19 protein-coding genes and 1 pseudogene are annotated in these 26,939 nt (G+C 73.6%); 10 read left to right on the top strand and 10 right to left on the bottom strand.

Annotated features, from left to right (window positions below; genetic code table 11):
• Nucleotides 1-54 precede the first annotated feature (54 nt).
• Nucleotides 55-3,045, top strand: coding sequence for a BTAD domain-containing putative transcriptional regulator (locus KKZ08_RS17350; RefSeq protein WP_223775327.1), 2,991 nt, complete (start codon nucleotides 55-57; stop codon nucleotides 3,043-3,045).
• A gap of 22 nt (nucleotides 3,046-3,067) precedes the next feature.
• On the opposite strand, the gene KKZ08_RS17345 is transcribed toward KKZ08_RS17350, so the two are convergent.
• Nucleotides 3,068-4,138 (bottom strand): GNAT family N-acetyltransferase, encoded by a 1,071-nt coding sequence (locus KKZ08_RS17345; protein WP_223775326.1) that lies wholly within the window; start codon nucleotides 4,136-4,138, stop codon nucleotides 3,068-3,070.
• Between the two features lie 43 nt (nucleotides 4,139-4,181).
• Nucleotides 4,182-4,838 carry a hypothetical protein gene (locus KKZ08_RS17340; RefSeq protein ID WP_223775325.1) on the bottom strand — a complete coding sequence of 219 codons (657 nt, stop codon included), beginning with the start codon at nucleotides 4,836-4,838 and terminating at the stop codon, nucleotides 4,182-4,184.
• A 113-nt stretch (nucleotides 4,839-4,951) separates the two neighbouring features.
• On the opposite strand from KKZ08_RS17340, the gene KKZ08_RS17335 reads away from it, so the two are divergent.
• From KKZ08_RS17335 to KKZ08_RS17325, 3 genes are all read left to right on the top strand, one after another.
• Nucleotides 4,952-6,370 carry an MFS transporter gene (locus tag KKZ08_RS17335; RefSeq protein ID WP_223775324.1) on the top strand — a complete coding sequence of 473 codons (1,419 nt, stop codon included), beginning with the start codon at nucleotides 4,952-4,954 and terminating at the stop codon, nucleotides 6,368-6,370.
• A 133-nt stretch (nucleotides 6,371-6,503) separates the two neighbouring features.
• Complete coding sequence (locus KKZ08_RS17330) at nucleotides 6,504-7,190, top strand: maleylpyruvate isomerase family mycothiol-dependent enzyme (protein ID WP_223775323.1); 687 nt, start codon at nucleotides 6,504-6,506, stop codon at nucleotides 7,188-7,190.
• A 17-nt stretch (nucleotides 7,191-7,207) separates the two neighbouring features.
• Complete coding sequence (locus KKZ08_RS17325) at nucleotides 7,208-7,900, top strand: CatB-related O-acetyltransferase (RefSeq protein WP_223775322.1); 693 nt, start codon at nucleotides 7,208-7,210, stop codon at nucleotides 7,898-7,900.
• A gap of 35 nt (nucleotides 7,901-7,935) precedes the next feature.
• Here KKZ08_RS17325 and KKZ08_RS17320 read toward each other — a convergent pair whose 3' ends face one another.
• The gene (locus tag KKZ08_RS17320; RefSeq protein ID WP_223775321.1) at nucleotides 7,936-8,934 is read right to left on the bottom strand and encodes a hypothetical protein; all 999 of its coding nucleotides are present in this window, start codon (nucleotides 8,932-8,934) and stop codon (nucleotides 7,936-7,938) included.
• Nucleotides 8,935-9,127: 193 nt separating this feature from the next.
• On the opposite strand from KKZ08_RS17320, the gene KKZ08_RS17315 reads away from it, so the two are divergent.
• The 4 genes from KKZ08_RS17315 to KKZ08_RS17300 all read left to right on the top strand — a co-directional run bounded on the left by KKZ08_RS17315 (nucleotide 9,128) and on the right by KKZ08_RS17300 (nucleotide 13,185).
• Nucleotides 9,128-9,346, top strand: coding sequence for a heavy-metal-associated domain-containing protein (locus KKZ08_RS17315; protein ID WP_223775320.1), 219 nt, complete (start codon nucleotides 9,128-9,130; stop codon nucleotides 9,344-9,346).
• A gap of 45 nt (nucleotides 9,347-9,391) precedes the next feature.
• Nucleotides 9,392-11,692 carry a heavy metal translocating P-type ATPase gene (locus KKZ08_RS17310; RefSeq protein WP_223775319.1) on the top strand — a complete coding sequence of 767 codons (2,301 nt, stop codon included), beginning with the start codon at nucleotides 9,392-9,394 and terminating at the stop codon, nucleotides 11,690-11,692.
• 120 nt (nucleotides 11,693-11,812) lie between these two features.
• Nucleotides 11,813-12,502 carry a copper homeostasis protein CutC gene (locus tag KKZ08_RS17305; protein WP_223775318.1) on the top strand — a complete coding sequence of 230 codons (690 nt, stop codon included), beginning with the start codon at nucleotides 11,813-11,815 and terminating at the stop codon, nucleotides 12,500-12,502.
• Between the two features lie 161 nt (nucleotides 12,503-12,663).
• Nucleotides 12,664-13,185 carry a DUF2165 domain-containing protein gene (locus tag KKZ08_RS17300; protein ID WP_223775317.1) on the top strand — a complete coding sequence of 174 codons (522 nt, stop codon included), beginning with the start codon at nucleotides 12,664-12,666 and terminating at the stop codon, nucleotides 13,183-13,185.
• On the opposite strand, the gene KKZ08_RS17295 is transcribed toward KKZ08_RS17300, so the two are convergent.
• Both KKZ08_RS17295 and KKZ08_RS17290 read right to left on the bottom strand, forming a co-directional pair.
• Nucleotides 13,182-15,230, bottom strand: a complete 2,049-nt coding sequence (locus KKZ08_RS17295; protein ID WP_223775316.1) for an ATP-binding domain-containing protein — start codon at nucleotides 15,228-15,230, stop codon at nucleotides 13,182-13,184. The genes KKZ08_RS17300 and KKZ08_RS17295 overlap by 4 nt on opposite strands.
• Nucleotides 15,231-15,660: 430 nt before the next feature.
• Nucleotides 15,661-18,144 carry a helicase C-terminal domain-containing protein gene (locus KKZ08_RS17290; protein WP_223775315.1) on the bottom strand — a complete coding sequence of 828 codons (2,484 nt, stop codon included), beginning with the start codon at nucleotides 18,142-18,144 and terminating at the stop codon, nucleotides 15,661-15,663.
• A 152-nt stretch (nucleotides 18,145-18,296) separates the two neighbouring features.
• Between KKZ08_RS17290 and KKZ08_RS17285 the strand changes: the two genes are divergently transcribed.
• Nucleotides 18,297-19,940, top strand: coding sequence for a DNA repair helicase XPB (locus KKZ08_RS17285; RefSeq protein WP_320590627.1), 1,644 nt, complete (start codon nucleotides 18,297-18,299; stop codon nucleotides 19,938-19,940).
• A gap of 47 nt (nucleotides 19,941-19,987) precedes the next feature.
• On the opposite strand, the pseudogene KKZ08_RS17280 reads toward KKZ08_RS17285, so the two are convergent.
• A pseudogene (locus tag KKZ08_RS17280) lies at nucleotides 19,988-20,980 on the bottom strand (glycosyltransferase 87 family protein); the annotation flags it as partial.
• A gap of 987 nt (nucleotides 20,981-21,967) precedes the next feature.
• On the opposite strand from KKZ08_RS17280, the gene KKZ08_RS17275 reads away from it, so the two are divergent.
• A complete protein-coding gene (locus KKZ08_RS17275; RefSeq protein WP_223775314.1) occupies nucleotides 21,968-22,969 on the top strand; it encodes a hypothetical protein in 1,002 nt (333 codons plus the stop codon).
• Nucleotides 22,970-23,023: 54 nt separating this feature from the next.
• Here the strand turns inward: KKZ08_RS17275 and KKZ08_RS17270 are convergent, their stop codons facing one another.
• From KKZ08_RS17270 to KKZ08_RS17255, 4 genes are read right to left on the bottom strand one after another with little or no spacing between them, the layout of a single operon-like run.
• Nucleotides 23,024-24,031: an iron-siderophore ABC transporter substrate-binding protein gene (locus KKZ08_RS17270; protein ID WP_223775313.1), complete on the bottom strand. Its 1,008-nt coding sequence runs from the start codon at nucleotides 24,029-24,031 to the stop codon at nucleotides 23,024-23,026.
• An 18-nt stretch (nucleotides 24,032-24,049) separates the two neighbouring features.
• On the bottom strand, nucleotides 24,050-24,871 hold the full coding sequence (locus KKZ08_RS17265; RefSeq protein WP_223775312.1) for an ABC transporter ATP-binding protein: 822 nt from the start codon (nucleotides 24,869-24,871) through the stop codon (nucleotides 24,050-24,052).
• Nucleotides 24,868-25,935: an iron ABC transporter permease gene (locus KKZ08_RS17260; RefSeq protein WP_223775311.1), complete on the bottom strand. Its 1,068-nt coding sequence runs from the start codon at nucleotides 25,933-25,935 to the stop codon at nucleotides 24,868-24,870. The genes KKZ08_RS17265 and KKZ08_RS17260 overlap by 4 nt, the downstream gene beginning before the upstream one ends.
• The gene (locus KKZ08_RS17255; RefSeq protein WP_223775310.1) at nucleotides 25,932-26,930 is read right to left on the bottom strand and encodes an iron ABC transporter permease; all 999 of its coding nucleotides are present in this window, start codon (nucleotides 26,928-26,930) and stop codon (nucleotides 25,932-25,934) included. Before KKZ08_RS17255 ends, KKZ08_RS17260 begins: the two co-directional genes overlap by 4 nt.
• Nucleotides 26,931-26,939 lie beyond the last annotated feature (9 nt).

The following is a 26,939-nucleotide window of genomic DNA, read 5'->3' as shown; positions in this document are numbered from 1 at the left end:
GGTCACTTGACGGTCACTCGACACTCACGCGCGGTGCTGGAATTATGACGGAACGTGACAGCTGGGGTGGAGAACGCGGAGCTGGAGTACCGGATCCTCGGGCCTCTGGAGGTGCTCGCCGACGGCAGACCCGTGCCGGTGCGGGCCGCGAAACAGCGGGCCCTGCTGGCCTCGCTGCTCGTCGACGCGGGCAACGTCGTCCCCACCGACACCCTCATCACCCGGCTCTGGGACGAGCCGCCGGACGGCGCGCGCAACGCCCTGCAGAACTACGTGCTGCGGCTGCGGCGCACGCTGGGTTCCGCCGCGACCGCCGAGCCGATTCGCACCTGCCCGCGCGGCTACGTCATCGACGTCCCCGAAGGCGCCCTCGACCTGCACCGCTTCGACACCCTGGTCGACCGGGCCCGCGCCGCAGCCGCGGCGCACGCGCCCGAGCGGGCCGCCGCGCTGCTCGGCGAGGCGCTGGCCCTGTGGCGCGGGGAGCCGCTCGCGGACGTACCGTCGGAACGGCTGGCCCTGGAGGTCGTCCCCGCGCTGGACGAACGGCGGCTGAGCGCGCTGGAGCTGCGCACCGACGCCGACTTCCTGCTCGGGCGGCACGCGGACGTACTGCCCCGGCTGCGGGAGCTCACCGCCGCCCACCCGCTCCAGGAGCGCTTCTGGGCCCAGCGGATGCTCGCCCTCTACCGCTCGGGCCGCCAGAGCGAGGCACTCGACTGCTACAGCACCGTCAGCACGCTGCTCGGCGACGAACTGGGCGTCGACCCGGGCGCCGAGCTGTGGCGGCTGCACCAGCGCATCCTCACCGCCGATCCCGCGCTGAACGCGCCGCCGTCACCGCGCGGGCCCCGGGCCAAAGGGAACCTGCCCGCCGAGACGACGACGTTCGTCGGGCGCGAAGCCCTGCTGAGCAAGACCCGCAAGCTCCTCGACAGCGCCCGGCTCGTCACGCTCACCGGGCCCGGCGGCGTCGGCAAGACCCGCCTCGCCCTGCGCGCCGCCGCCGAGGCCGCGTGGGCGTTCCCGCACGGCGCCTGGCTCGCCGACCTCGCGCCGCTGACCGAACCGCGCCTGCTCGACCGCGCGGTCGCCGAGGCGCTCCGCATCCCCGACCAGTCCCTGCGGCCCGGCACGGAAGTCCTCGTCGAACACCTGCGGGAGCGGCAGCTGCTGCTGGTCCTCGACAACTGCGAGCACGTCGCCGAAGCCGCCGCCGAGCTGCTGGGCACGCTGCTGGGCGCGGCACCGGGACTGCGGGTGCTCGCCACGAGCCGCCAGGGGCTGCGGGCCCCGGGGGAGTACCTGCTGCCCGTACCGCCCCTGGGCGTTCCCCGGCAGCGGGGCGCGGCGCCTTCGCTGACGCGCTGCGAGGCGGTGCGGCTGCTGGCCGACCGCGCCGAGGCGTGCGCGCCGCACTTCCGGATCACCGCCCGCAACCAGGAGGCGGTGGGCCGCCTCTGCCGCCGCCTGGACGGCATCCCCCTGGCGATCGAACTGGCCGCGGTCCGCCTCGGCACGCTCTCCGCCGAGGAGGTCCTGGACCGCCTCGACGACCGCTTCCGCCTCCTCTCCGCCACCGGCCCCCACCACCAGCGCACCCTGCGCGGCGTCGTGGACTGGAGCCACGACCTGTGCGACGAGCGCGAACGGAGGCTGTGGGCCGGGGTCTCGGTCTTCTCGGGCGGCTTCGACCTGGCGGCGGCGGAGGCGGTGTGCCCGGAGGATCCGGACGGCGAGGCCGTGTCCTGCCGCGACTCCGGGCAGGAGGGCGCCGGCTGCACGGGCGCCTCCTGGGTGGAGCCCGCCCGCAAGGACGCCTCCCGCGCCCCGGGTGTCGTCGCGGGCGGGCCCGCGCGCGAGGACGTCGTGGACGTGCTGGCGGCCCTGGTGCACAAGTCGGTGCTCACCGTGGACACGACCGGGTCGCCCGCCCGGTACCGGATGCTGGAGACGCTGCGGCAGTACGGGCAGGGGCGGCTCAGGGAGACGGGGCGGCAGGTGCCGCTGCGGCGGCGGCACTGCGCGCACTACGGGTCCTTGGCCGCGCGGGCCGCCGCTCAGTGGTGCGGGCCCGGCGAGGTCGCCTGGCTGTCCCGGCTGCGGCTGGAGTCGCCGAACCTCCGGGCCGCCCTCGACTTCAGCGTCACGGGCGGGGGCGACGCCGCGGCGGGCCTCGAGATCGCCGCGAACCTCACCCGCACCCGGTACTGGTTCTTCAGCAGCTCCCTCGGCGAGGGCAGGCACTGGCTCACCCACGCGCTGGACCTCGCCCCGCAGGCCCCCGTCCCGCTGCGGTCCTGCGGTCTCGCGCTCGCCGCCTGGATCGCGCTGTGCCAGGGGGACCAGCCCGCCGCCGAACGCTTCCTGGCCGAGGCCGTGCGGCTCGGCGGGGTGGTCGAGGACGGCGTGACCCCGGCCGTACTGGCGTACATGGAGGGCGCCTTCGCCCTGCTCGCCCACGGCGACGCCGACTCCATCGCGCTCCTCGCCGACGCCAGGGAACGCTTCCGGGCGGGCGGCCAGGTCGGCGACGCGCACATGGCGACCATGATGTGGGCCATGGCCGCGGCGTTCCTCGGCGAGCGGGGGGCCGCCCTCGCCGCCGGGCGCGAGTACGCCGCCGAGGCCGACGCCCACCGCGCGGGCTGGGCCCACTCCTGGGGGCTGTGGGGCATGGGCCTCGCGGAGCTGCGGCACGGCGACGCCCACCGGTCTCTCGGCCTGTTCCGCGACTCGCTGCGCCGCCAGTGGGCCATCGGTGACCGGTGGGGGCCCGTCTGGGGCGTGGAGGCGCTGGCCTGGGCCGCCGCCGCGACCGGGGACCACGGCCGGGCGGCGCGGCTGATGGGGGCGGCGGCCCGGCTCCTGCGCACGACAGGCGTCGCGCTGACGGGGCTCAAGCCGTTCCACGTCGCGCATGTCGAAGCCGAACACCGCCTGCGCGCCGCCCTCGGCGAGGACGCCTACGCCGCCGCGTACGCGGAAGGGGCGCAGACGCGGGACCCGGTGCGACTGGCGCTGGGCGGGGCCGCCGCCCGGTGAACGCCCCCGGCGCGGGCGCGGCTCAGGCCCGGCGCATCCCGTACGCCCACGCGGTGTCGCGGTCCGGCAGGCGGGTGTATCCCGCCCGGGTCAGCACGCCCTGGGACGCCGTGTTCGCCGGGTCGGTCAGGGCCAGGAGGGAGGTGACCTCGGGTCGGGCAAGGGCCCACTCCGACAGCGCCCGCAAGCCGGCCGTCGCATAGCCGTGGCCCCGCGCCCCCTCCGCCAGGTCATAGCCGACCTGCACGCAGCCCTCGTCGTCCGGCGGGCCGTGGAAGCCCATGCCGCCGATGGCGAGGCCGTCCTCGGCGCGGACCAGCGCGTACAGGCCCCACTCGGGCCGGTGCACCCCGTCGGCGTACGACTTCGCCACCCGCCCGGCCGCGCCCCGCGTCCCCTGGAAGGGGCCGCCCTCGATCCAGGCCAGCCCGCCCGTGCCGCCCGCCGCGAGGTCCGCGGCGGCCGCGGGGGACACCTCGCACAGCGAGACCGGGCCCGCGGGCAGGGAGAGGCCGTTGTGCCAGCGCCACTGCGTGACCGGCGCGCGCCCCGGCAGGTCGCCGCGGCCGGTGGCCCAGAGCAGGACCCGCCACGGCGGGCCGCCGGCGGGCGAGACGTGCGGGAAGAGGTGGCCGAGCACCGCCGCGCACAGCTCCTCGGGCGGCTCCGCTTCGACGCCGAGGGACCGCGCGATGTCGTACGTGTGCAGGAGCATCTCGGCGACGGCCATCGCGGCGAAGCCCGCCGCGTCCGCGCTGCCGTGGGGGTAGGGGTGGTAGGCGCGGACGCCGGGCGGCGTCGTGCGGACCACCGCCGCGAGGATGCCCGCGGCCGCCTCGATCGCCCGGATCGCGCCCTCGGGGTCCGTGCCCTCGTCGAGTGTGACCTCGAAGGGCACGTAGCCGCCGGTGGCGCGGCCGGTCAACTGCCCCGCGTACGCGACGAGGCAACCGGCCAGGTGCTCCGCCGTCTGCAGGCGGCTCCAGTCGAGCCCACCCGCCCCCGCACGCCAGTCGCGGTCGGCCGCCGCGCGCAGCACCTCGGCCGTGTGCGCGACGGCCTCCTCGACCCTGTCCCCACCCATGAGAAGCATGGGGGGAGCGTACGGAGTGTTCCGGTCCGGCGCGCGGCAATTTTCAGGCGTCCAGCAGCGCCAGTTCCGTCATGAGGTTCTCGCGGGCCGCCGTCTCCCACTCGGCCGCGCCGTGCGGCGTCCTGAACAGGTGGGGCAGGCCGAGGAGGTGGCGCAGGACGGCCGCGCGGCCGGTGCGGAACGCCTCGTCCGGCACGAACGCGTACTCCTCGCGGACGGCCGCGGCGTAGGCGGCGTACGCGTCCGGGGCCGCCGCGAGGATCGCCAGATCGGCGTCGCACAGCACCTCGCCGTTGCGGTCGCCCTCGGCCGGGTCGTGGGTGACGGTGAGGCGGACGAGGCGGGCCACCTCCGCCGTCTGAGCGGCCGTCAGCCCGGCCTCAGGGAGCGCGCGTTCGGCCAGCCGGGCGGAGCGCTCCTCGTTCTGGGAGCGGTCCGGCGCGTACACCGCGTCGTGGAACCAGGCCGCGAGCCGCACCAGCTCGGCGTCGTCGGCGTGGTCCTCCAGTACGTCGATGTGGTCGAGGACCGCCGTCAGGTGGTCGACGGTGTGGTAGCGCCGCTGGGGCTCGGCCCAGCGGGCGAGGAGGTTGTCGGCGAACCGGTACGGGTCGTAGACGCACTCGTCGGTGTCCCGTGCGCGCAGCAGCGTCGTGAGCCAGCGGGCCCGGAGGTCCTTGTCGTGGTGGTGGTCGGCCATGGGGGGACTCTAACCATTGAATACCCCCAGGGGGTATGTTACGGTCCCCGACGTCGGTCCGGCCGGTACCCCAGGGGGGTACCTGACGGCACATCCGTGGAGGGGAAACAGCCATGCAAAGCGTCAATCCCATGCGCTGGTGGGCACTGTTCGTGCTCGCCACCGCGCAGTTCATGGTCATCATGGACACCTCGATCATCGGGGTCGCGCTCCCCGAGATGCAGAAGGACCTGGGCTTCTCCCAGGGCGAGCTGCAATGGGTCTTCAACGCGTACGTCATCGCCTTCGGCGGCCTGCTCCTCCTCGGCGGACGCCTCTCCGACCTGCTCGGGGCGCGGAAGGTCTTCGTCGCCGGATGGGTGGTCCTGATCGCCGGGTCCGTCCTCGCCGCCGCCGCGCAGTCCGCCGCCGTCGAGGTCGCCGGACGCGCCGTGCAGGGCGTCGGCGGCGCGCTGATCGCGCCCGCCGCCATGACGCTGCTCATGCTGCTCTTCGGGCACGACCCGAAGGAGCTGGGCAAGGCCATGGCGCTCTACGGCGCCGCCGCCCCCGCGGGCGGCACGGCGGGCGTCTTCCTCGGCGGTGTCTTCACCGAGTGGCTCAGCTGGCCCTGGGTCTTCATCGTCTACGTCCCGATCGGCCTCGCCACGCTCGCCGCGACCCGCCTGCTGCCCGCCGTCGAGGGCAAGCGCGGCTCGGTCGACATCCTCGGCGCCGTCTCGGTGACCGCCGGTCTCGCGCTCGCCGTCTTCGCCGTCGTCCGCGCGCCGGAGACCGGCTGGGTCTCGGCGGGGACCGTGCTCCAACTGGTGGGCGCCGCCGCCCTTCTGGCCCTCTTCCTCGTCGTCCAGAAGTCCGTCCGCGAGCCCCTCATGCCGCTGAAGGTGTGGCGCGTGCCGCGGCTCGGCTCCGCCAACCTCGCGATGACGCTGCTCGGCGCCGCGTGGATCCCGATGTGGTACTTCCTCAACCTCTACCTCCAGCAGGTCATGGGGTACGGCGCGTTCGCGAGCGGCGCGGCCCTGCTGCCGATGACCGGACTCCTGATGGTCTTCATGACCGCCGGCACCGCCCGGCTCCTCGGCCGCTTCGGCGCGAAGAACCTGATCGGCACCGGGCTGCTCGTCCTCGCGGCCGGTCTGCTGTGGCTCGCCCAGGCCGGGCCGACCGGTTCGTTCGTGATCGACGTCCTGCCCGCCTCGCTGGTCGCCGCGCTCGGCATGTCCCTCGCCTACATCCCGGCGATGATGGCCGCCATGTCCGGCGCCCCACAGGAGCAGGCCGGTCTCGCCTCCGGCATCGTCAACACCACCTACCAGGTCGGCTCGGCGCTCGGCCTCGCCGCCCTCACCGCGCTCGCGACGTCACAGGGTGCGGGCGAACTGGGCGACCTGCCCAGGCTGACGGACGGGTTCAGCGCGGCGTTCACCGGTGCGGCGGGCATCGCGGCGGTGGGCGGCCTGGTCACGCTGCTGGTGATGCGGAGGGAGTCCGCGCCGGCGAAGGGGGAGGCGGTGCCGGTGGACGCGTAGCGCGGTGGGCGTCCGTCGTCGGCTGCGCCGTACTCGTCCTCAAACGCCGGACGGGCTCGAGACGGCTTCGGGCGGGCTGGGTGATTCCAGTCCGCCCGTTGCCATGCGCGGCCGCGGACGATTGGCTTCGGTCATGACGACGACCACACCTGACGAGCACTACGAGCCCGAGCGCGCCGGACGGCTGCTCCGTACCGAACGCGACGCCCTGATCCCGCTGTTGAGGTCCGCGCCCGACGAGGCGTTCGCGCTGCGCACCTGCTGTCCCGGCTGGACCGTGTGGCATGTCGTCGCGCACTGCGGCTCCGCGCTGATGCGGGTCGTGGAGAACCGCTTCGAGGACGGCGTGTTCAGCGCGGAGAGCAACGAACGGGACATCGCCGAGCGCGCCGACTGGTCCTCCTCCCGCCTCGTGGACGAGCTGGAGCGCGGCATGACCGAGGCCGGACCCGTGATGGCCGCGGCCAAGGGCATCCTGGACGGCATCGCACTCGGCGAGTGGGTGCACGCGGGCGACATCCGCGAGGCGTGGGGCGAGCCGGGGGCGTACGGCGGGGACGGCCTCCCGGACGCGCTGGCGCTGCTCGAGCTGCACAGCAGGAGCTCGTACAGCGCGGCGGCGCCGGGGCTCGCGGTCCACGCGGACGTGGACGGGCGGGACGAGCCGCTGGTCCTCGGCGCCACGGACGGGCGCCGGCCCCCGGCCCGCTACATCGGGGACGCGCCGACCCTCATCCGGCTCTGCGCGGGGCGGCCGCTGACGGGGACGCGCTACGAGCTCGCGGGCGCCGCGGAAAAGGAGTTGGCGCTCTTCGACTGACGTGGATCATGTGAGGCATGAACCCCGGACCCGACCCCACCGCACCCCTCGTCCCCGCCGACCCGAACGTGCTGCACCCCATGCCGGGCCAGGAGCGCGTGGTGCTGCTCAAGCCGCTCGTGAAGTCACCGCTGATCGAGGTCGGCGACTTCACGTACTACGACGACCCCGACGACCCGACCGCCTTCGAGACCCGCAACGTCCTCTACCACTACGGCCCCGAGCGGCTGGTCATCGGCAAGTACTGCGCGCTCGGCGAGGGCGTGCGGTTCATCATGAACGGCGCCAACCACCGGATGGACGGGCCCTCGACGTTTCCGTTCCCGATCATGGGCGGGTCCTGGAGCGACCACTTCGACCTGATCAGCGGGCTGCCCGGACGCGGTGACACGGTCGTCGGCCACGACGTGTGGTTCGGCTACCGCTCCACCGTCATGCCGGGCGTCAGGATCGGGCACGGCGCGGTCGTCGCGTCGGGGGCGGTGGTCGTCGACGACGTGCCGGACTACGGCATCGTCGGCGGCAACCCGGCCAGGCTGATCCGCCGCCGCTTCAGCGACGAGGACGTCGAGCGGCTCCTCGAACTGGCCTGGTGGGACTGGCCCGTCGAGCATCTGACCCAGCACGTCCGCGCCGTCATGTCCGGCAGCGTGGACGAGCTGGCCGCCGTGGCGCCGAGCGGGAACACCCGTACCCCGAAGGGCGATTGACCTTCGGGGTACGGGTGTCAGGGGCGGGGCGGCGGTCAGTGCTGGTGGCCGCCGTCCTTCTCGCCGTGCCCGCTCCCGCCCTTCTCCGCCTTCTCCCCCTTCTCCGCGCGCTCGTCGCCGCCGCCCGCGTGCACCGTGAACGCCGCCGTGCGGACCTTCCCCTCGTGCTTGAAGTCCAGGAAGAGGCGGTACGCCCCCGCGCTCGGCGCCGTCGCCGTGAAGGAGACGCCGGGGCCCGCCTTCGTCCTGCCGTCGCCGGGCTCGCCGTTCGGGTGGACGTGGAGGTAGGCGAGGTCGCCCGACCGCAGGGCCACCAGGTGGCCGTACGCGCCCAGGTAGGGCTGGAGGTCGGTCACCGGCCTGCCGTTCTTCGCCACGTTCAGGGTGAGGTCGCCGCCCCTGCCCGTCTTCAGCTCGCCCTTCAGCGTCACGTCGTACCCGTCCACCGTCGCGGTCGTGCCGTGCGCGGGCAGCTTCTTCGGCGCGGACTCGCCCGCCACCGCGAGGTCGGCGCCGAGCGTCAGGCCCTCCTTGGCGCCCTCGGGGCGGAAGTCGGCGAAGACGCGGTAGCCGCCCGCCTCGGGCAGCTCGACCTTCGTGGACCAGGTGCCGTCCGCCGCGCGGGTGGGGTGCAGGTGGCGGTAGACCGTCAGATCGCGTGAGGCGACGATGAGGTGCAGCTCCTTGTCGTGCTCCTTCTGGTACGCGGTGACGTTGCGCCCCGTGGAGTCCTTGACGACGGCGAAGCGCAGCTCCTCCTTGCGGTCCGCCCCCACCCGCGAGGTCTTGAGGTCCAGGGTGTAGCCGCGCTCGGAGACCTGAAGGCCACCGGCGGCGGCCCCGCCGTGCGCCGCCGCGCCGCCTTCCTCGCCGCCCGCCTTCTCGCCCTCCCGCCGGTCGCCGTCGTGTGCGCCGTGCCCGGCCGCCGGCGCCCTGTCCGTGACGGGGTCGACGGCCTGGCCCACGCCGTACGCGGTACCGAAGGTCGCGGCGACGGCGGCGGCGAATGCGGTGATCTTCAGTCCGGTGTTCATGACGGCTCCCTGAGTGTCGATGCCTTGATGTCTCGATACCTCGATGCCTCCGAAGGTACCCCCTAGGGGTATGAAGTCAAGTGCTGTTTTCTTTCGGGGTGCCCTTGCGTTCGATACCCCCCAGGGGTATAAATGACCTCGTTGACCGGTACCCACCCCGGGTATCGGCCCCCTATGTCGCAGGAGGCACCCCATGGCCGCGCTCACCACCACGTACAAGGTCGACGGCGTCCACAGCGCGCACTGCCAGGGAGTCGTCACCGACGTCGTCGGCGGCCTCGACTTCGTCACCGCCGTGCAGGTGCGCATCCCGGAGGGCCTGGTCACCGTCACGACCGACGCCGAGCCGGACGACGCGCGCGTCGCCGAGACCGTCGAGGACGCCGGCTACGACTACGTCGGCCGCGTCTGACCCCCGCCCGCCCCCCTCCGCCCACGTCACGAGGAGCCCGCAGACATGTCCACCACCACTCCCGGCACCCCCGAGGCGGCTTCCACCGCAGAAGTGGAACTCGCCATCGGTGGCATGACCTGCGCCTCGTGCGCCGCCCGGATCGAGAAGAAGCTCAACCGCATGGACGGCGTCGAGGCGACCGTCAACTACGCCACCGAGAAGGCCAAGGTCAGCTACCGCGGCGAGGACATCTCCGTACAGGACCTGATCTCGACCGTCGAGGCCACCGGGTACACGGCCGAGGAACCCGCGCCCCCACGTGACGAGGCCGCCTCGGCACGGGACGGTGACGGCGACGGCGAGGAGCGGCGGGCCGACGAGGCCCTGCGGCCGCTGCGCGAGCGGCTGATCACGGCGGTGCTGCTCTCCGTGCCCGTGATCGCGATGGCGATGGTCCCCGCCCTCCAGTTCGAGTACTGGCAGTGGCTCTCCCTCACCCTCGCCGCGCCCGTCGTCACCTACGCCGCCTGGCCCTTCCACAAGGCGGCCTTCACCAACGCCCGGCACGGCGCGGCCACCATGGACACGCTGATCTCGGTCGGCACCACGGCGGCGTTCCTCTGGTCGCTGTGGGCGCTGTTCTTCGGCACCGCGGGCACGCCCGGCATGACCCACCCCTTCGAGCTGACCATCGCGCGCAGCGACGGCGCCGGGAACATCTACCTGGAGGCCGCGGCCGGCGTCACCGCCTTCATCCTGGCCGGTCGCTACTTCGAGGCCCGCTCCAAGCGGAAGGCCGGCGCCGCCCTCAAGGCGCTGCTCCAGCTCGGCGCCAAGGACGTCACCGTGCTGCGGGACGGCGGCCGCGAGGAGATCATCCCGGTGGGCGACCTGAAGACCGGCGACCGCTTCCTGGTGCGGCCCGGCGAGAAGATCGCCACGGACGGCAAGGTCGTCGAGGGCGCCTCGGCCGTGGACGCCTCCATGCTCACCGGCGAGTCCGTGCCCGTCGAGGTCGGCGAGGGCGACACGGTCACCGGCGCCACCCTCAACGTCGGCGGACGCCTGGTCGTCGAGGCCACCCGCGTCGGCGCCGACACCCAGCTCGCCCGCATCGCCAAGCTGGTGGAGGACGCGCAGAACGGCAAGGCCGCCGCCCAGCGCCTCGCCGACAGGATCTCCGCGGTCTTCGTGCCGGTCGTCATCGGCCTCGCGCTCGCCACCCTCGGCTTCTGGCTCGGCAACGGCGCCGGTCTCACCGCCGCCTTCACCGCGGCCGTGGCCGTCCTGATCATCGCCTGCCCCTGCGCCCTCGGGCTCGCCACCCCGACCGCGCTCATGGTCGGCACCGGGCGCGGCGCCCAGCTCGGCATCCTGATCAAGGGCCCGGAGGTCCTGGAGTCCACCCGCAAGGTCGACACCATCGTCCTGGACAAGACCGGCACGGTCACCACCGGCAAGATGACGCTGCTCGCCACGCACACGGCCTCCGGCACCCCGGTCTCCGAGGTCCTGCGGCTCGCGGGCGCCCTGGAGCACTCCTCCGAGCACCCCATCGCCCAGGCCGTCGCGGCCGGAGCCGCCGAGCAGGCGGGTCCGCTGCCCACCCCCGAGGACTTCGCGAACGTGGCGGGGCTCGGCGTGCAGGGCATCGTGGAGGGCCACGCGGTCCTGGTGGGGCGTTCGAAGCTGCTGGCCGAATGGGAGATCCACCTGCCGGTGGAGCTGGAGCGGGCCAAGGCCGAGGCCGAGGCCGCCGGGCGTACGGCCATCGCGGTGGCCTGGGACGGCGAGGCGCGGGCGGTCCTCGAGGTCGCCGACGCGGTGAAGGACACCAGCGCGGAGGCGATCAGCAGGCTGCGGGCGCTCGGCCTGACCCCGATCCTCCTGACCGGCGACAACAAGGCGGTCGCGGCGTCGGTGGCCGCGGAGGTCGGCATCTCGCCGGAGCACGTGATCGCCGAGGTCATGCCGCAGGACAAGGTCGACGTGGTCAAGCGGCTCCAGGCCGAGGGCCGCTCGGTGGCCATGGTCGGCGACGGCGTCAACGACGCCGCGGCGCTCGCCCAGGCCGACCTGGGTCTCGCGATGGGCACGGGTACGGACGCGGCGATCGAGGCGGGCGACCTGACGCTCGTACGAGGTGACCTGCGGGCGGCGGCGGACGCGATCCGGCTCTCGCGGCGCACCCTCGGCACGATCAAGTCGAACCTGTTCTGGGCCTTCGCCTACAACGTCGGCGCGCTGCCGCTGGCCGCGTCGGGGCTGCTCAACCCGATGATCGCGGGGGCGGCCATGGCCTTCTCCTCGGTCTTCGTGGTCGGCAACAGCCTGCGGCTGCGGGGGTTCAAGCCGCTGTCCTGACGGGGTCCGCTGACTTTTGTTCACCCCGGCGCGGGCGACTCCGCTCGCGCCGGGGTGTTCTGCGCGTAGGGTGGACATTAATTGGACTAGACCTGTGCGGGCGAGAAGGAAGAGACACCCATGAGCAAGCGTGCAGTCCTGGAGGTGATCGCCCTCGATGCCGAGGACGCCGTCGCCGCCCAGGCGGGAGGCGCGGACCGCCTCGAACTCGTGACCGACATGGCCGCGGACGGGCTCACGCCGTCGCGTGAGACCTTCGCCGCGATCCGGTCCAGCGTCGACATCTCGCTGCGCGTCATGCTGCGGCTCGCCGACGGGTTCGCCGCCGGGGACGTCGACGCGCTCGTACGCCGTGCCCGTGAGCTGCGGGCGGAGGGCGCCGACGAGTTCGTCCTCGGCTTCCTCGACGAGGCGGGCGGGCCCGACCTCGCTGCGGTCGAGACGCTGGTGGCCGCGCTCGACGGCTGCCGCTGGACGTTCCACCGGGCGATCGACCGGGCCGCCGACCGCGACGCCCTGCGCAAGCAGCTGGCGGAGCTGCCGGGCCTCGACACGTACCTCACGGCGGGGGCCGCGGGGGGCGTCGACGAGGGGCTGCCGACGCTGGTCGCCGAGGCGGCGCGGCGGGGTGAACCGGGGTATGAGCCGCGGCTCCTGGTGGGGGGTGGGCTGCGGCTTGAGCATCTGCCGCGGCTGAAGGCGGCGGGGCTCGACGCGTTCCACATCGGGGGTGCGGCGAGGCCGGGTGGCTGGGGGGCGGGGGTCTCCGCGGGGGCGGTGGCGGAGTGGCGGGCGGCGGTTGACGCGTAGCGCTCCGCGGGTTGGCGGGGTTCTGGGCGCGGGTTCGGTGGGGGCTTGGCGCGCAGTTCCCCGCGCCGCCTGCCGGGGGCTTCGGCGGGCGGCGGATTCGGGCCCCTTACGGGGCTTCGGTGGGGGCTGCGGTACAACTGGGGGGAGAGGGAGGGGAGTTCATGAACGTATCCAGCAGTCGCGCCTTGCCCGTCGCCGCCGCCGCGCTCACCGGAACCGTCGCGCTCTACATGGCACTCGTCGCGTTCGGGAACATCACGGACTTCGGCACCAACCAGCAGTTCGTACGCCACGTCCTCGCGATGGACACCACCTTCAAGGACGACGACCTGATGTGGCGCGCGGTGGAGTCCACCGCGCTCCAGGACGCCGCGTACGTCGCGATCATCGTCTGGGAGACCGTCGCCGCGCTCGTCCTGGTCGCGGCGACCGTGCTGTGGGCCAAGGCCCTGCGCCACCGCGCCGGTCACCGGAGCGCGCGGCGCCTCGGTACCGCCGGCCTGCTCATGGTCCTGCTGCTCTTCGGCGCCGGATTCATCGGCGTCGGCGGCGAGTGGTTCGCCATGTGGCAGTCCGAGGACTGGAACGGCCTGGACGCCGCCACCCGCGTCGTGACGCTGGCGGGCCTCGTGCTGATCGTCACCCACCTGCCCGGCGCCCAGGCCGAAGAGAAACCCCGCTAGGCCAGCTGGTCCGGCAGCGGCGCCGCGTGCACCACGATCAGACCGGACACGGCACGGGTCAGCGCCACGTACAGGCGGCGCAGGCCCGTCCGCTCGTCGGGCTCGCCGTCGACCACGGCGGCGGGCTCGTCCAGCACCACATAGTCGTACTCAAGACCCTTCGCCAGGGACGCGGGCACCAGTGTCAGCCGGGTGTCGGACGTGGTCTCCTCGCCGGGCGAGAGATACGTGACCCCGGCCGCCGCCAGCGCCTGAGCCAGCGCCGGCACCCGCGCGTCCGCCGCGATGAGCCCGATGGACCCCTCCCGCCGCAGCGACTCGGCGCAGGCCTCCAGGCAGGCCGCGTCCAGATCCGCCACCTCCCGCACCGCGAGCGAGCCGGGCGACTCCCGCACCGAGGCGACCTCCGTGAGCCCCGGCGCGATGGCGGGCAGCAGCCGTGACGCGTACGCGATGACCTCGCGCGGCACACGGAAACCGGCCGTCAGCTCCTCCACGACCGCGTCGCCCTTGCCGAGATGACCGAGCGCCTCGGCCCAACTCCGCGTGGCCCACGGCGTGGTGCCCTGCGCCAGGTCGCCGAGGACGGTCGCCGAACCGGTCGTGCACCGCCGCCCCACCGCGCGGTACTGCATGGGGGAGAGGTCCTGCGCCTCGTCAAGCACGACATGCCCGAGCGAATGCGTGCGCGAGACGAGATCCTGGGCCTCGTCGATCAGCACCGCGTCGGCGGCCGACCACTTGGCGGACTTCACGCTCCTCGGCGGCTTCGTCCACAGCAGCGCCTTCTGCTCGTCCGCGTCCAGGATCCCCTCGGCGTGCTCCGCGAGGAACTCCGCGTCGGACAGCAGCCGCAGCACCAGCTTCGCCGGATCGACCGGCGGCCACAGGGCCTTCACGGCCGCCTTCACCGCGGGGTTGCGCGCCACGGCGTCCTGCACGCGGTCGTCCGGGGCCTCGCCCGACTGCTCCATGCGGACGAGCACCGCGTGGGCGATGCGCTGCGGCAGGGCGTCACGGGCGGCGCCGTAGCGGATGTCCCGCGCCAGCAACTCCCGGACGATCTCCTCGACTTCGTACGCGGGTACGCGCCACCGTCGGGACCCGCGTACGACCACCACGGGCTCGGTCGGCAGGGTGACGTGCGAGCGCACGGCCTTGCGCAGCACCTCGGCCATGCGGGCGTCGCCCTTGACGAGGGCGGCGGCGGTGTCGTCCGTGCCGCGCACCTCCACGTGGGCGACGAGGTCGTCGACCGTGGCCTGCTTGACCTCCAACTCGCCGAGCGCGGGCAGCACTTGCTCGATGTAGTGCAGGAAGGAGGCGTTCGGGCCGATGACGAGGGTGCCGGTGCGGGCGAGGCGTTCCCGGTGGGCGTACAGCAGGTAGGCGACACGGTGCAGGCCGACGGCGGTCTTGCCCGTCCCCGGCCCGCCCTGCACGCACACGCTGCCGCCGAGCCCGCTGCGGACGATCTCGTCCTGCTCCGGCTGGATCGTCGCGACGATGTCCCGCATGGGGCCGACGCGGGGCCGCTCGATCTCCCGCTGGAGCAGCTCGCTGGCCCGCTCGTCCTCGGTGGCGTCGCTGAGGTGCTCGTCCTCGTACGCCGTGAGGTCGCCGGCCGTGTACCCGAAGCGGCGGCGCAGCGCGATGTCCATCGGGTCCTTCTTGGAGGCCCGGTAGAACGGCTGCGAGACCGGCGCGCGCCAGTCGATGACCATCGGGTCCCCGTCGGCGTCGTGCACGTGCCGCCGCCCGATGTAGAAGCGCTCGCCCTCGGCGCCCTCCGCCTGCTGGGCGCCGGGGGCGTGCAGGTAGTCGAGCCGGCCGAAGAAGAGGGGGGTGTGGGCGAGGTCGGCGAGGGACTTGATGCGGTCGTCGAGCTGCCGTTCGAGGACCGCGGCGTTCACCCAGTTCGCGGTGACGTCGCGGATGTCGAGGGCCTCGGCGTCCTCACGCATGGCGCGCAGGGCCGCGCGGGACGCGGTGAGGTGCGCCCGCTCACGGGCGAGGGGGTCGTCGGTCTGGTCGTGCGCCTGCACGGGGGCCTCCGGCGGTTCTGCGGGGTGGGCTGTGGCTGCCGGCCGGTTTCCGTCCGGGCGGCGGCGCTCCGTGAGGGAGGCCGGGGGAGGGGGCATCGTAGGCGGGGGGTGGGGGGTGGCGCACGTGGTTTTTCGCGGGTGGGGGGGTGGCCGCGCAGTTCCCCGCGCCCCTATCGGGGCGTGGTCGTGGGCCGGTACTTGTGCGCCCCGTCAGGGGCGCGGGGAACTGCGCGAGCGGCCACGACGCACGCGCGGTCGGAGGACGGCCACAGCCTGCTGGGGACGGGGACGTTTTCCGGGTGCGGGTTCGTGGGGGCTTGGCGCGCCGTTCCCCGCGCCCCTATCGGGGCAGGGCGTTGGGCGCCCCTTCAGGGGCGCGGGGAACTGCGCGACCAGCCCCCACCGAACCCGCACTCGCACAACCCGCCGGTCACTCGTCGTCCGCCAGCTCCGCCACGCCCGTGATCCGGTGGAGAGGGAACGTGCGGACCTCGTCCGCCGTGTGGTCGTACGCCGTGACGAAACCGCCCTCCACCCGCACCGGCGCGATCACCCGCTGGCTCGCGGCGCCCTCGGCGTTGACGTAACCGATCCACACCGCCTCGCCCGTCATCACGGCGGCCTGCATCGTGGCGAGGGTCTCCGCCGACGTCGTGCGGGGCAGCGAACCGCTCGGCGTCTCGTGGACCTCCTTGCGCGGCGCGGTCGAGGCCAGGTCGCCCGCGCGGATCGCCCGCACCGCCGCCGCGATGAGGGTGTCGTCGGGCACCGGCGGCCCCTCCGGCACCGGCTCCGGCGCCGAGCGGGGCGGCGTGCGGTGGGCGTGCGCCCGGGTGATCAGGACGTCGCCCTCCGCGGACTCCGCGGCGGGCGCGAAGCCCATCGACCGCAGGCCTTCGAGGAGCGCCCCCGGGTCCGCCTGGGCGGCCAGCACGGTCGGCGCGAGGCGGCGCAGCCGCAGGCCCTGGGAGCGCTTGTCGGCCAGGATCTCGTTGAGCAGCGCCTCGTCGTCGCAGCGCACGTAGGCGGAGGCGGCGCCGATGCGCAGATGGCCGTGGCGGCGCGCCACGTCGTCGATCAGATACGCGAGGGGCTGCGGAACCGGCGTACGGGAGTGGGCCGCCAGGAACGCGTGCAGGTCCGAGGCGGACTGCCCCGCGTCCAGCGCGCGGCGCACCGAGCCGGGCGTGAAGCGGTAGACCGTGGCGCCGCCCTTCGATTCCACGTCGGCGAGGACGGCGAGGGCCTCGGCGAGCGGCCGCTCCAGCGGGCCAGGGGCCACGGCGGTGAGGTCGGCCTGGAGGAGGACGTGGTCGAGCGGTTGGGGCAGGAGCGGGGCGAGGTGGCGGGATGCTGCCGCGGCCCGGGCGGGCGCGTCGCCGCCGGGGGCCTCGGTGTCGTCAACGCCCAGCAGCGCCCTGCCGTGCGTCGACAGCGCCCCGCGCCCCGTCACGCCCAGCAGCTCCGCCTCGTTCAGCGTCCACCCCGCGATACGGGAACGCAGATCCTGCGCGGCCGGGGACGGCCGCTCCCAGCGCAGCCGGGCCAGCAGCGAGTCCGCGTCGGGCTCCGCGCCCTCGGGGAGCCCGGCGAGCAGCGCGAGGACCCGGCGGCGTACCTCCGGGGCCGCCGAGCGGTCCAGGTGCGGGCCGAGCGCCGACAGCGTGCGGTCCTTGCCGTCCCGGCCGCCGATCAGACCCGCCGTGCGGGTCGCCGACAGCCAGGCCGTGGCGAGGGCCGCCCAGCGCTCGGGGGCGGGCAGCTCCTGCCACTCGTCGTAGGCGGGCGTCGCCGCGTACCGCTCGTCGGCCTCGCCGTCGGAGGCGACCAGGCCCGCCGCGTAGGCCAGTTCGACCCAGAACGCGGCCAGCGGCTCCGGCAGGTCGAGCGCCACCGCCGTCCGCTTCAGGTCGCGCACGCTCAGGCCGCCCGCGCGCAGCACGGCGGGGCCGCCCTCGTCCCACTCCTTCAGCAGCTCCTCGACGGTGGCGAGCGCCGTGTACGCCTGGCCCGCCGCCGTCGCGTCCACAACCTGTGGACGGTGCTCGCGCGCCGGCACGACCGGCGGCGGCGTCGGCTCAGGCGCGCGGTGCGCGCGGCCCGCGCGCAGGTGCAGGGCGGCCTCGCGGGGCAGGACGACCGTGCCCGGCGCGGTCGGCAGCAGCAGCCCCCGGTCCAGGAGCCACCGCAGGTGACGGGCCGGATCGGCGGTGACCTGCCCGTACGGCGGCCCCCACACCAGGCGGGACAGCACCTCCACCGACTCGGCGGGGGCCTCGTCGAGCAGCGCCGACATGCGTGCCCGGTCCGTGAAGAGCGCGGTGAGGGACTCCACCGCCGACACCGGATCGTGGGTGGTGGGCAGGCCCGCCGCCGCCACGATGTCCTGGATGCGGGTGGGCGACATGCCGGCCGTGGCCTCCGCCACGGTCGGGCCCAGGCCGGTGGGGGAGGGGTGCTGCGGGCCCGGGGCGAGCAGCTCGCGGGCGGTGCGCACCAGGCGCAGACGGTCGTCCGGCCCCCAGACCAGCGCCTGCTCGTGGAGGGTGCCGAGCGCGCGGGGCAGGGCCTTCGCCACGGCCGGGTCCCCGTCGTCACCGGCGAGGAGAGCGAGCACCTCGTCGTACGTCGTGGGTTCCGGGGCCACCGCCAGGGTCTGCGCCACCTGCTGCGCGAACCGGTCGAGCCGCTCCAGGGCGCGCACCACGGAGGCCCGCGTGCCGGCCCGCGTCGCGAGCTGCGTCAGATCGGTGGGGACCGGGTTGAGCAGGTCCGGGCGGGCGTGCAGCAGCCCCGCCAGGGCGTCGTCCGCGCGGGAGCGGAGCGCTTCGGCGAGGGAGCGTGGTGTGTCCGCCGGGCGCGCCGATGCGCTCGCGGTGGCGCTGTCCGTGGGCTGCGACTCGTCGGTGCTCATCCGGTTCACGTTAGCGGGTCCGGCGGCCTCACCGGGGGCGCTGTCCGTGCCGCGCGGAGCCCGTACGGCAGCGCCCCGTGTATCCGACGTCACCACCCGGCCCCCGCCCGATGCGGCACACTGGACGTTTGGCCTAAGGAAAGGGCACGCGCGTGAACGGTCCCCTCATCGTCCAGTCGGACAAGACTCTCCTGCTCGAGGTCGACCACGAGCAGGCCGACGCCTGCCGCCGTGCCATCGCTCCCTTCGCGGAGCTGGAGCGGGCGCCCGAGCACATCCACACCTACCGCGTCACCCCGCTCGGGCTGTGGAACGCCCGCGCCGCCGGGCACGACGCCGAGCAGGTCGTGGACGCGCTCGTGGAGTTCTCCCGCTACCCCGTGCCGCACGCGCTGCTCGTCGACGTCGCCGAGACGATGGCGCGGTACGGACGCCTCACGCTCTCCAAGCACCCCACGCACGGGCTCGTCCTGACGACCACCGACCGGCCGGTCCTCGAAGAGATCCTGCGGTCCAAGAAGGTCCAGCCTCTGGTCGGCGAGCGGATCGACCCCGACACCGTCGCCGTGCACCCCTCCGAGCGCGGGCAGGTCAAGCAGACGCTGCTGAAGCTGGGCTGGCCCGCCGAGGACCTCGCCGGGTACGTCGACGGTGAGGCCCACAAGATCGACCTGGCCGAAGACGGCTGGGCGCTGCGGCCCTATCAGCAGCAGGCCGTCGAAGGGTTCTGGCACGGCGGCAGCGGGGTCGTCGTGCTGCCCTGCGGGGCGGGGAAGACCCTCGTCGGCGCCGGGGCCATGGCGCAGGCCAAGGCGACGACCCTGATCCTCGTCACCAACACCGTCTCCGCGCGGCAGTGGAAGCACGAGCTGGTCAAGCGGACGTCGCTCACCGAGGACGAGATCGGCGAGTACAGCGGGACCCGGAAGGAGATCCGGCCCGTCACCATCGCCACGTATCAGGTCCTTACGACGAAGCGGAAGGGTATCTATCCGCATCTGGAGCTCTTCGATTCCAGGGACTGGGGCCTCGTCATCTACGACGAGGTGCATCTGCTGCCCGCGCCCGTCTTCAAGTTCACCGCCGACCTCCAGGCGCGGCGGCGGCTCGGCCTCACCGCGACGCTGGTGCGGGAGGACGGGCGGGAGTCCGACGTGTTCTCCCTCATCGGGCCCAAGCGGTTCGACGCCCCGTGGAAGGAGATCGAGGCGCAGGGCTACATCGCGCCCGCCGACTGCGTGGAGGTCCGGGTCAACCTCACCGACAGCGAGCGGCTCGCGTACGCCACCGCCGAGGCCGAGGAGAAGTACCGCTTCTGCGCGACGACCGCGACGAAGCGGAAGGTGACGGAGGCGCTGGTGCGGAAGTTCGCCGGGCAGCAGATCCTTGTCATCGGCCAGTACATCGACCAACTCGACGAGCTGGGCGAACACCTGGACGCGCCCGTCATCAAGGGCGAGACGTCGAACAAGGAGCGGGAGCGGCTCTTCGACGCGTTCCGCAACGGCGAGATCAACGTCCTCGTCGTCTCCAAGGTCGCGAACTTCTCGATCGACCTGCCGGAGGCCACCGTCGCCATCCAGGTGTCGGGCACCTTCGGTTCGCGCCAGGAGGAGGCCCAGCGGCTCGGCCGGGTGCTGCGGCCGAAGGCGGACGGGCACCAGGCGCACTTCTACTCGGTGGTCGCTCGCGACACCATCGACCAGGACTTCGCCGCGCACCGGCAGCGGTTCCTCGCGGAGCAGGGGTACGCGTATCGGATCGTCGACGCGGATGAGTTGCTGGCCGGGAGCTGAGGGGGCTGCGGGGGCTGAGGGAGCTGAGGGGGTTCCCTGAGCAGGGGCAGTAGCGCCAGGGCCAGGAGGGGGTACGGGGACGCCAGCGGCTGCTGCCACCAGGGCAGGTGGAGGTCCAGGTCGCCCTGGTGCGGCAGCAGCCAGAAGGTACGGGCCGTGAAGAGTACGGCCACGGCTGTGGCCAGGCGGGGTCTGCCCTCGGCGATCAGGAGGGCCAGGAGCGGTACGCACCACACCCAGTGGTGGGACCAGCTGATGGGCGAGATCAGCAGGGTCGTGAGTGCGGTCAGGAGTACGGCGCGGGGGGCGTGGGCGGGCGTACGGCGGGTGAGGAGCAGGCCCGCGGCCGTCGCCGTCGCCGCCGCGGGGAGTGACCAGGCCAGGCCCGGGTCCGTCTCGTGCAGGGCGCGGGCGATCAGGCCCTGGAGCGACTGGTTGTCCACGATCCACGCCTTGCCCACGCGGGCCGTCTCGAAGACGCGGCGCGTCCAGAAGTCGGTGCTGGCGGTGGGCAGGACGAGCGCGCCCAGCAGCACGGTCGAGGCGAAGCCCGCCAGGGCCGTGGCCGCCTCGCGGACGCGGCCGGTGAGGAAGAGGTACGCGATGAAGACCGCCGGCGTCAGCTTGATCCCGGCGGCCACGCCCACCGCGAAGCCCTTGCCGGGCGCGTCCCTCGGCCTCGTCAGGTCCCAGAGGATCAGGCATGCCAGGGCGAGGTTGATCTGCCCGAAGACGATGGTCTGGAAGACGGGCTCCAGCCAGAGGGCGACGGCGGTGGCGGCGCAGAGGTGGTGGGGGCGTGGGCGCAGGCCGGTGAGGCGGCAGGAGAGGTGGACGAGGAGGGCCAGGAGGGCGGTGTTGCCGAGGAGGAAGGTGAGCTTGAGGGCGGGGAGGGGGAGCCAGGTCGTCGGTACGAAGAGGATCGCGGCGAACGGGGGGTAGGTGGCGGGGAGTTCCCACTCCGTGACGGTGAACCCGTAGAGATCGCTGCCGGCGGCCACGGCTTCGCCTTCGGCTCGGTAGACGAGGGTGTCGGCCATGGGGATGTGCTGGGTGGCGCAGAGGGTGGCGAGCGCGGTGAGGGAGAGGGTGAGGGCGAGGGGGGAGAGCGCGGCGGTGCGTGGCTTCACGGGTGGGGACCCTAGTGGGTGGCGTACGCGGAATGTCCGTTTTCGGGGGTGTCGGGGTGCCGGTGGTGGTCGCCTGGGGTGCGTCTTGGGGCCGGGGCCGCGGGGGTATGTCCGTGCTCGCCATCTTGGCGCGGGGCCTTTGCTGCTTCGCCCACCCTCATGACCACCACTGTGCTCCGCGCGCACATACCCCCACGTCCCCTCGGGTGTGTGGGCGCCTGCGGGTCGTTGTCGTTCCCTCCACGTCCCCTCGGGTGTGTGGGTGCCTGCGGGTCGTTGTCGTTCCCTCCACGTCCCCTCGGGTGTGTGGGTGCCTGCGGGTCGTTGTCGTTCCCTCCGCGTCCCCTCGGGTGCGTGGGTGCCTGCGGGTCGTTGTCGTTCCCTCCGCGTCCCCTCGGGTGTGTGGGCGGCTGCGGGTCGTTGTCGTTCCCTCCGCGTCCCCTCGGGTGTGTGGGTGCCTGCGGGTCGTTGTCGTTCCCCGCGTCCCCTCGGGTGTGTGGGCGGCTGCGGGTCGTCGTCGGCTCATGTCCTTCCTCGGCCGCGTGGGTGATTGCGGGCCGTCGTCGGCTCGTGTCCTCTCTCGGGTGCGTGGGTGACTGCGGGCGGTCGTCGGCTCATGTCTCCCTCGGCCGCGCGCGAGCAGCTGCGGGGCGTCATCGGCCCTTGTTCTCCTGTTCCCCTGTTCCCCTCGGGGTCGCATTCGACTGTGGGCGGTGCCCCGTCCCTCCCTGCCCCTACCCCGACATCTCGACGCCGAGTAACGGGCGGGTGGGTGGGAGACATCCGGCGCGGAGCGGCGGGGTAGGGGATACCGCCGGGTGACGGGGGCGTGTTGCGGCGCACCCCCGCGGAACCGGTACCGTCGGAGGGCAACGCAGCCGCCCCGGAGGGGACTTCGTGGGGATCGAGAGCGACCAGCTGGTCTACGACTATCTGAGCCGGGTCGGAGACCTGGCCCAGCAGCGGCAGTTGCCCTCGGCCGCCCGCATGCGCCTGGTCGCAGACCTCCGCGCCCGGATCGACCGCAGCCGCGCCGCCGCGACCGACAGCCCCGCCGCCATCCGCCGCATCCTCGCCGGCCTCGGCACCCCGGAGGAGATCGTGGACGGGGCGGACGGCACCGCCCCCGGTGACGCAGACGTACAGGAGCCCCCCAAGCCCCGCCCGGCCCTCCCCACGCAGCGCACCCCGCGGCAGCCCGGCGGCAAGGACGGGTGGCGGCTCGTGCCCCGGCCCCGGCGCGCCCCCAAGGACGTGCCGCAGGACCTCGTGGAAAGGCCCTCGCCACCCCACCTCGCCGGCTCCGGCGAACTGGGCCCCAGCGGCTCCGAGCCCGACTGGTGGCGCCTGGACAGCAGTCCGTTCGGCGGCGGCGACACCGTCCCCGGCTTCGTCGGCGGCGTGGAGATCCCCGAGATACTGAAGCCCCCGCCCTCCCCCGACGACGACACCCCCGGCGACGAAGCCGCTCAGGCGCGGGAGGAGTTCACCGAGGAGCCCGTCGAGGAAGCGCACCGGCGGCGTTGGCTGCCCCGGCTGCCCGCCCGCGGCGACGGCGCCGGATTCATCAACCCCCTGCTCCTGCTCGCCGCGGCCCTGCTCCTCGCGGGCGCCGTCCTCGGCAGCCTGCCCGCCCTCGGCGGCGGCTGGCTCATCGCCTACCTGTCGCGCCGGCTCACCCGCGCCGAGGTCAAGTGGGCCGTGTTCGGCATGCCGGGGCTCGCGGTGGCCGGCGGACTCACCTGGCTGTGGGGGCGTACGGCGGACAAGTGGGGCGAGTCGATCCCGGACGGGCACATGAGCGATGCCATCGGCGAGGCGTGGCCCTGGGTGCTGCGCGGCGCGGCCGTCGCCTCCGCGCTCTTCCTGGTGTGGAGGTCGCAGCGGCGACGGCCGTAGGGCGGGTCTGCTTCCGCGTCTACTTCTTCCTCTGCCTTTCGTCTACTTCTTCGCTTACTTCTTCTTCGTCAGGTCCGCCTGCAGTTCGTCCAGGATCCTGTCCGCCGCCGTGTAGCCGATGCCCTGGATCCACAGCTCGTCCTCGACGGTGTGGACGTTGCCCGACTTCACCGCCTTCATGTTCTTCCACAGGCCGCTGCCCACGGTCTGCGTCTGCTTGGCCTTCTTCGGGTCGCCGTACGTCGACCGGAAGATGACGTCCGTGTCCGCGAGGTCGATCTTCTCGGGGGAGAGGTCGTAGGAGAAGCCGTCCTTCGCCTTCGCGGAGATCGGCGCGCGGCCGAGGCCGACGTCCTTGAGGATCGTGGCGATGTAGCTCTGCTCGCCGTAGAGGCGGATGTCGGCGCCCTCCATGAAGCGGATGACGTTGACCTTCGTCGCCTTGGCCTTCGCGGGGCCGCCGATGGCCTCGGTGACCTTCCCGGCGTGCGCCCGGTAGTCGGAGACGACCTTCTGCGCCTCGGCCTTCTTGCCCAGCGCGTCGGCGTGCACCTGGAAGTTCTCCTTCCAGGGGTAGCCGGTCGTCTCCGTCATGACGGTCGGTGCGATCTTCTTGAGCTGGTCGTACTTGGCGGCGTGCCGGATCTTCGAGGTGAGGATCAGGTCCGGGTCGAGCGCGGCGATGGCCTCCATGTTGGGGTTCAGCATCTCGCCGACGTCCTTGATGCCGCTGACCTTGTCCTTCGGCAGGTAGCTCAGGAAGCCCGACTCCGCCTCGACGTGCGTGGAGCCGACCGGCTTGACGCCGAGCGAGATCGCGGAGTCCAGCTCGGCGGTGTCGAGGACGACGACCCGCTTCGGGCTGACGGGCACCCGCACGTCACCCATGGCCGTCTTGACGGTGTGGGTCTTGCCCGAGCCGGAGCCCTCGCCGGAGCCGGAGTCCGAGGATCCGCAGGCGCTGAGCGCGAGCGCCCCGGTCAGGGCCAGGGAGCCGGTGAGGAGCGCGCGGCGGCGCAGCGGGGAGGGGGAGGAGGGAGAGGGGGAGTGGGAGTGGTTCATGGGGTGCCTTTCGTGCGGCTATGCGGAGGTTGTGGTGCGGGCGGGCGTGGGCGCGGACCACGGGGCCCCGGGGACTACCAGGGGGGAGCCGGTCACGGGGTCGGGAACCACCACGCATTGGAGGCCGAAGACCTCGCCCACGAGCTCCTCGGTGACGATCTGGGACGGGGGGCCCTCGGCGACGACCTCGCCGCTCTTCATGGCGACGAGGTGGTCGGCGTACCGCGCGGCCTGGTTGAGGTCGTGCAGGACGACCACGACCGTGCGGCCCCGGTCGTGGTTGAGCTGGCGTACCAGGTCGAGGACCTCGACCTGGTGGGAGATGTCCAGGTAGGTCGTCGGCTCGTCCAGAAGGAGCAGGTCGGTTTCCTGGGCGAGGGCCATCGCGATCCACACGCGCTGGCGCTGGCCGCCGGAGAGTTCGTCGACGGAGCGTTCGGCGAGCGCGGACACGTCGGTGCGCTCCATCGCCTCCGTGACCGCCTTCTCGTCCTCGTCGGACCACTGCTGCCACCAGTGCTGGTGCGGCTGCCGGCCGCGCGCGACGAGGTCGGCGACCGTGATCGCCTCGGGTGCGACGGGTGTCTGGGGGAGCAGGCCGATCTGTTGGGCGATCCGCTTGGTGGGGAGTTTGGCCAGGGATTCACCGTCGAGCAGGACCGCGCCGGTCCTCGGCTTCAGGAGGCGGCCGAGCGCCCGTAGCGTCGTCGACTTGCCGCAGGCGTTGGGGCCGACGATCACCGTGACCTCGCCGTCGGGGACCGCCAGGTCGAGGCGGTCGACGACCGTGCGGTCCTCGTAGGCGAGGGTCAGCTCGCGGGCCGTAAGGCGGGCAGTCACGAGGTGCCTCCATTGCGGACGGAACGGCTGCGGACGATCAGCCAGATCAGGTACGGGGCGCCGACCGCCGCCGTCAGGACGCCCACCGGCAGCTCCGTGGGCGAGAAGACGCGGCGGGCGAGGAGGTCGGCGAGGACCACGATCAGCGCGCCCGTCAGCGCCGAGCACAGCAGCGGGATCTGGGCGGTGCGGGTGAGGCGGCGGGCGATCTGCGGGGCCAGGAGCGCCACGAAGTCGACGGGGCCCGCGGCGCTGGTCGCCACCGAGGCGAGGACGACGCCGAGCAGGACGAGGCCGAGGCGTACGTGCCCCAGGCGCACCCCGAGGGCCGTCGCCGTGTCGTCGTCCATGGTGACCGAGCGCTGCGCGCGGGCCGCCCAGAACATGAAGGGCAGGAGTGCGAGCAGCGTCAGCGCGAGGGGGTCGGCCTCCGCCCAGCCGCGGCCGTTGAGGGAGCCCGTCATCCAGATCTGTGCCTGCTGGGCGACGAGGTAGTCGCCCTTGGTCATGAAGAGCGTCGTCACCGAGCGCAGGGCGATGGCGAAGCCGATGCCGATGAGCACGAAGCGGGTGGCGTGCAGGCCGCCGCGCCACGCGAAGACGTACACGAGGGCGGCCGCCGCGATGCCGCCGATGACGGAGAGGTAGGGCAGGACCGTGTACGAGGTGATCCCGAAGGTCATCGCGCCGACGGTCAGCGCGCTCGCGCCCTGGCTGATGCCGATGATGTCGGGGCTGGCCAGTGGGTTGCGGGCGACGGTCTGGATGAGCCCGCCCGCCACGCCGAACGCGGCGCCGACCAGGAGGCCCACGACCATGCGGGGCTCGCGGAGCGTGCCGACCACCAGCTCGTCCGCGGAGGGCTGTCCGAGGACGACCTTCAGGGCCTCGACGGGACGGACGTACGACTCGCCGACGCAGAGGTACGCCAGGCAGCTCGCGGCGAGCAGCACACCGAGGCCGAGGGCGACCAGGGCGGCGCGCCGGTGCAGGAGGAAGGCCGCCTTGCCCAGGCGTACGACGGCGTATCCGGCCGGCCTGACCGGGGTCGACACGAGGCTCACGCCGCCACCGCCTTCCGGCGCACCAGGGTCACGAGGAACGGCACACCGATCAGCGCGGTCATCACTCCGGCCGGCACCTCGCTGGGCGGGAAGATCACCCGCCCCACGGTGTCGGAGACGAGCAGCATCACGGGGCCGAGTACCGCCGCCATCGGCAGCACCCAGCGGTGGTCGCTGCCCACGATCGCGCGGGCGATGTGCGGGACGGCGAGGCCGATGAAGGCGATGGGACCGGCGGCGGCGACTCCCGCGCCGGTGAGGACCGTCGCGCCGAGGCCGCCCACGATCCGTACCGCCGCCACGTTCTGGCCGAGGCCCTTGGCCACGTCCTCGCCGAGCGCCAGCGCGTCGAGGCCCCGCGCGACCGCGAGGACGAGCACCAGGCCCACGAGGAGGAACGGCCAGATCTGGCCGACGATCTCGGAGTCGCGCCCGGAGAGCGACCCCACCTGCCAGAACCGGAACTCGTCGAGCGCCGACGCCCTGGTGGTGAGGATCGCCGTGGTCACCGAGACCAGCAGGGCGTTGACGGCGGCGCCGCCGAGCGCCAGCTTCACGGGCGTCGCCCCGCCCCGCCCGCCGGACGCGATCGCGTACACGGCGACCGACGCGAGGCCGGCGCCCACGAACGCGTACCAGACGTAGCCGGTCAGCGTGTGGACACCGGCGAAGGCGATGGCCATGACCACACCCACCGAGGCGCCCTGGCTGATGCCGAGGATGCCGGGGTCGGCGATGGGGTTGCGGGTGATGCCCTGGAGCACCGTCCCGGCCAGCGCGAGCGCCGCCCCGACCATCAGGCCGATGACGGTGCGCGGCACCCGCATCTCACGGACCACTTCGGCGGAGTCGCTCTGCCCGCCGTGCAGCAGCGCGTCGAACACCGCGGAGGGTGCGATGGCGCGGGCGCCGACGGCGAGGCTGAGCAGGACGGCGAGCAGCAGGGCCACGACGGCCGCCGTCAGCACGGCGGCACGTCGGACGGGCACACGCATCGGCTGAGC

Origin of the sequence: Streptomyces sp. 135 (assembly GCF_020026305.1) — a bacterium.
Taxonomy (GTDB): Bacteria; Actinomycetota; Actinomycetes; order Streptomycetales; family Streptomycetaceae; genus Streptomyces.
This window is presented reverse-complemented; position numbering and strand designations above follow the sequence as displayed.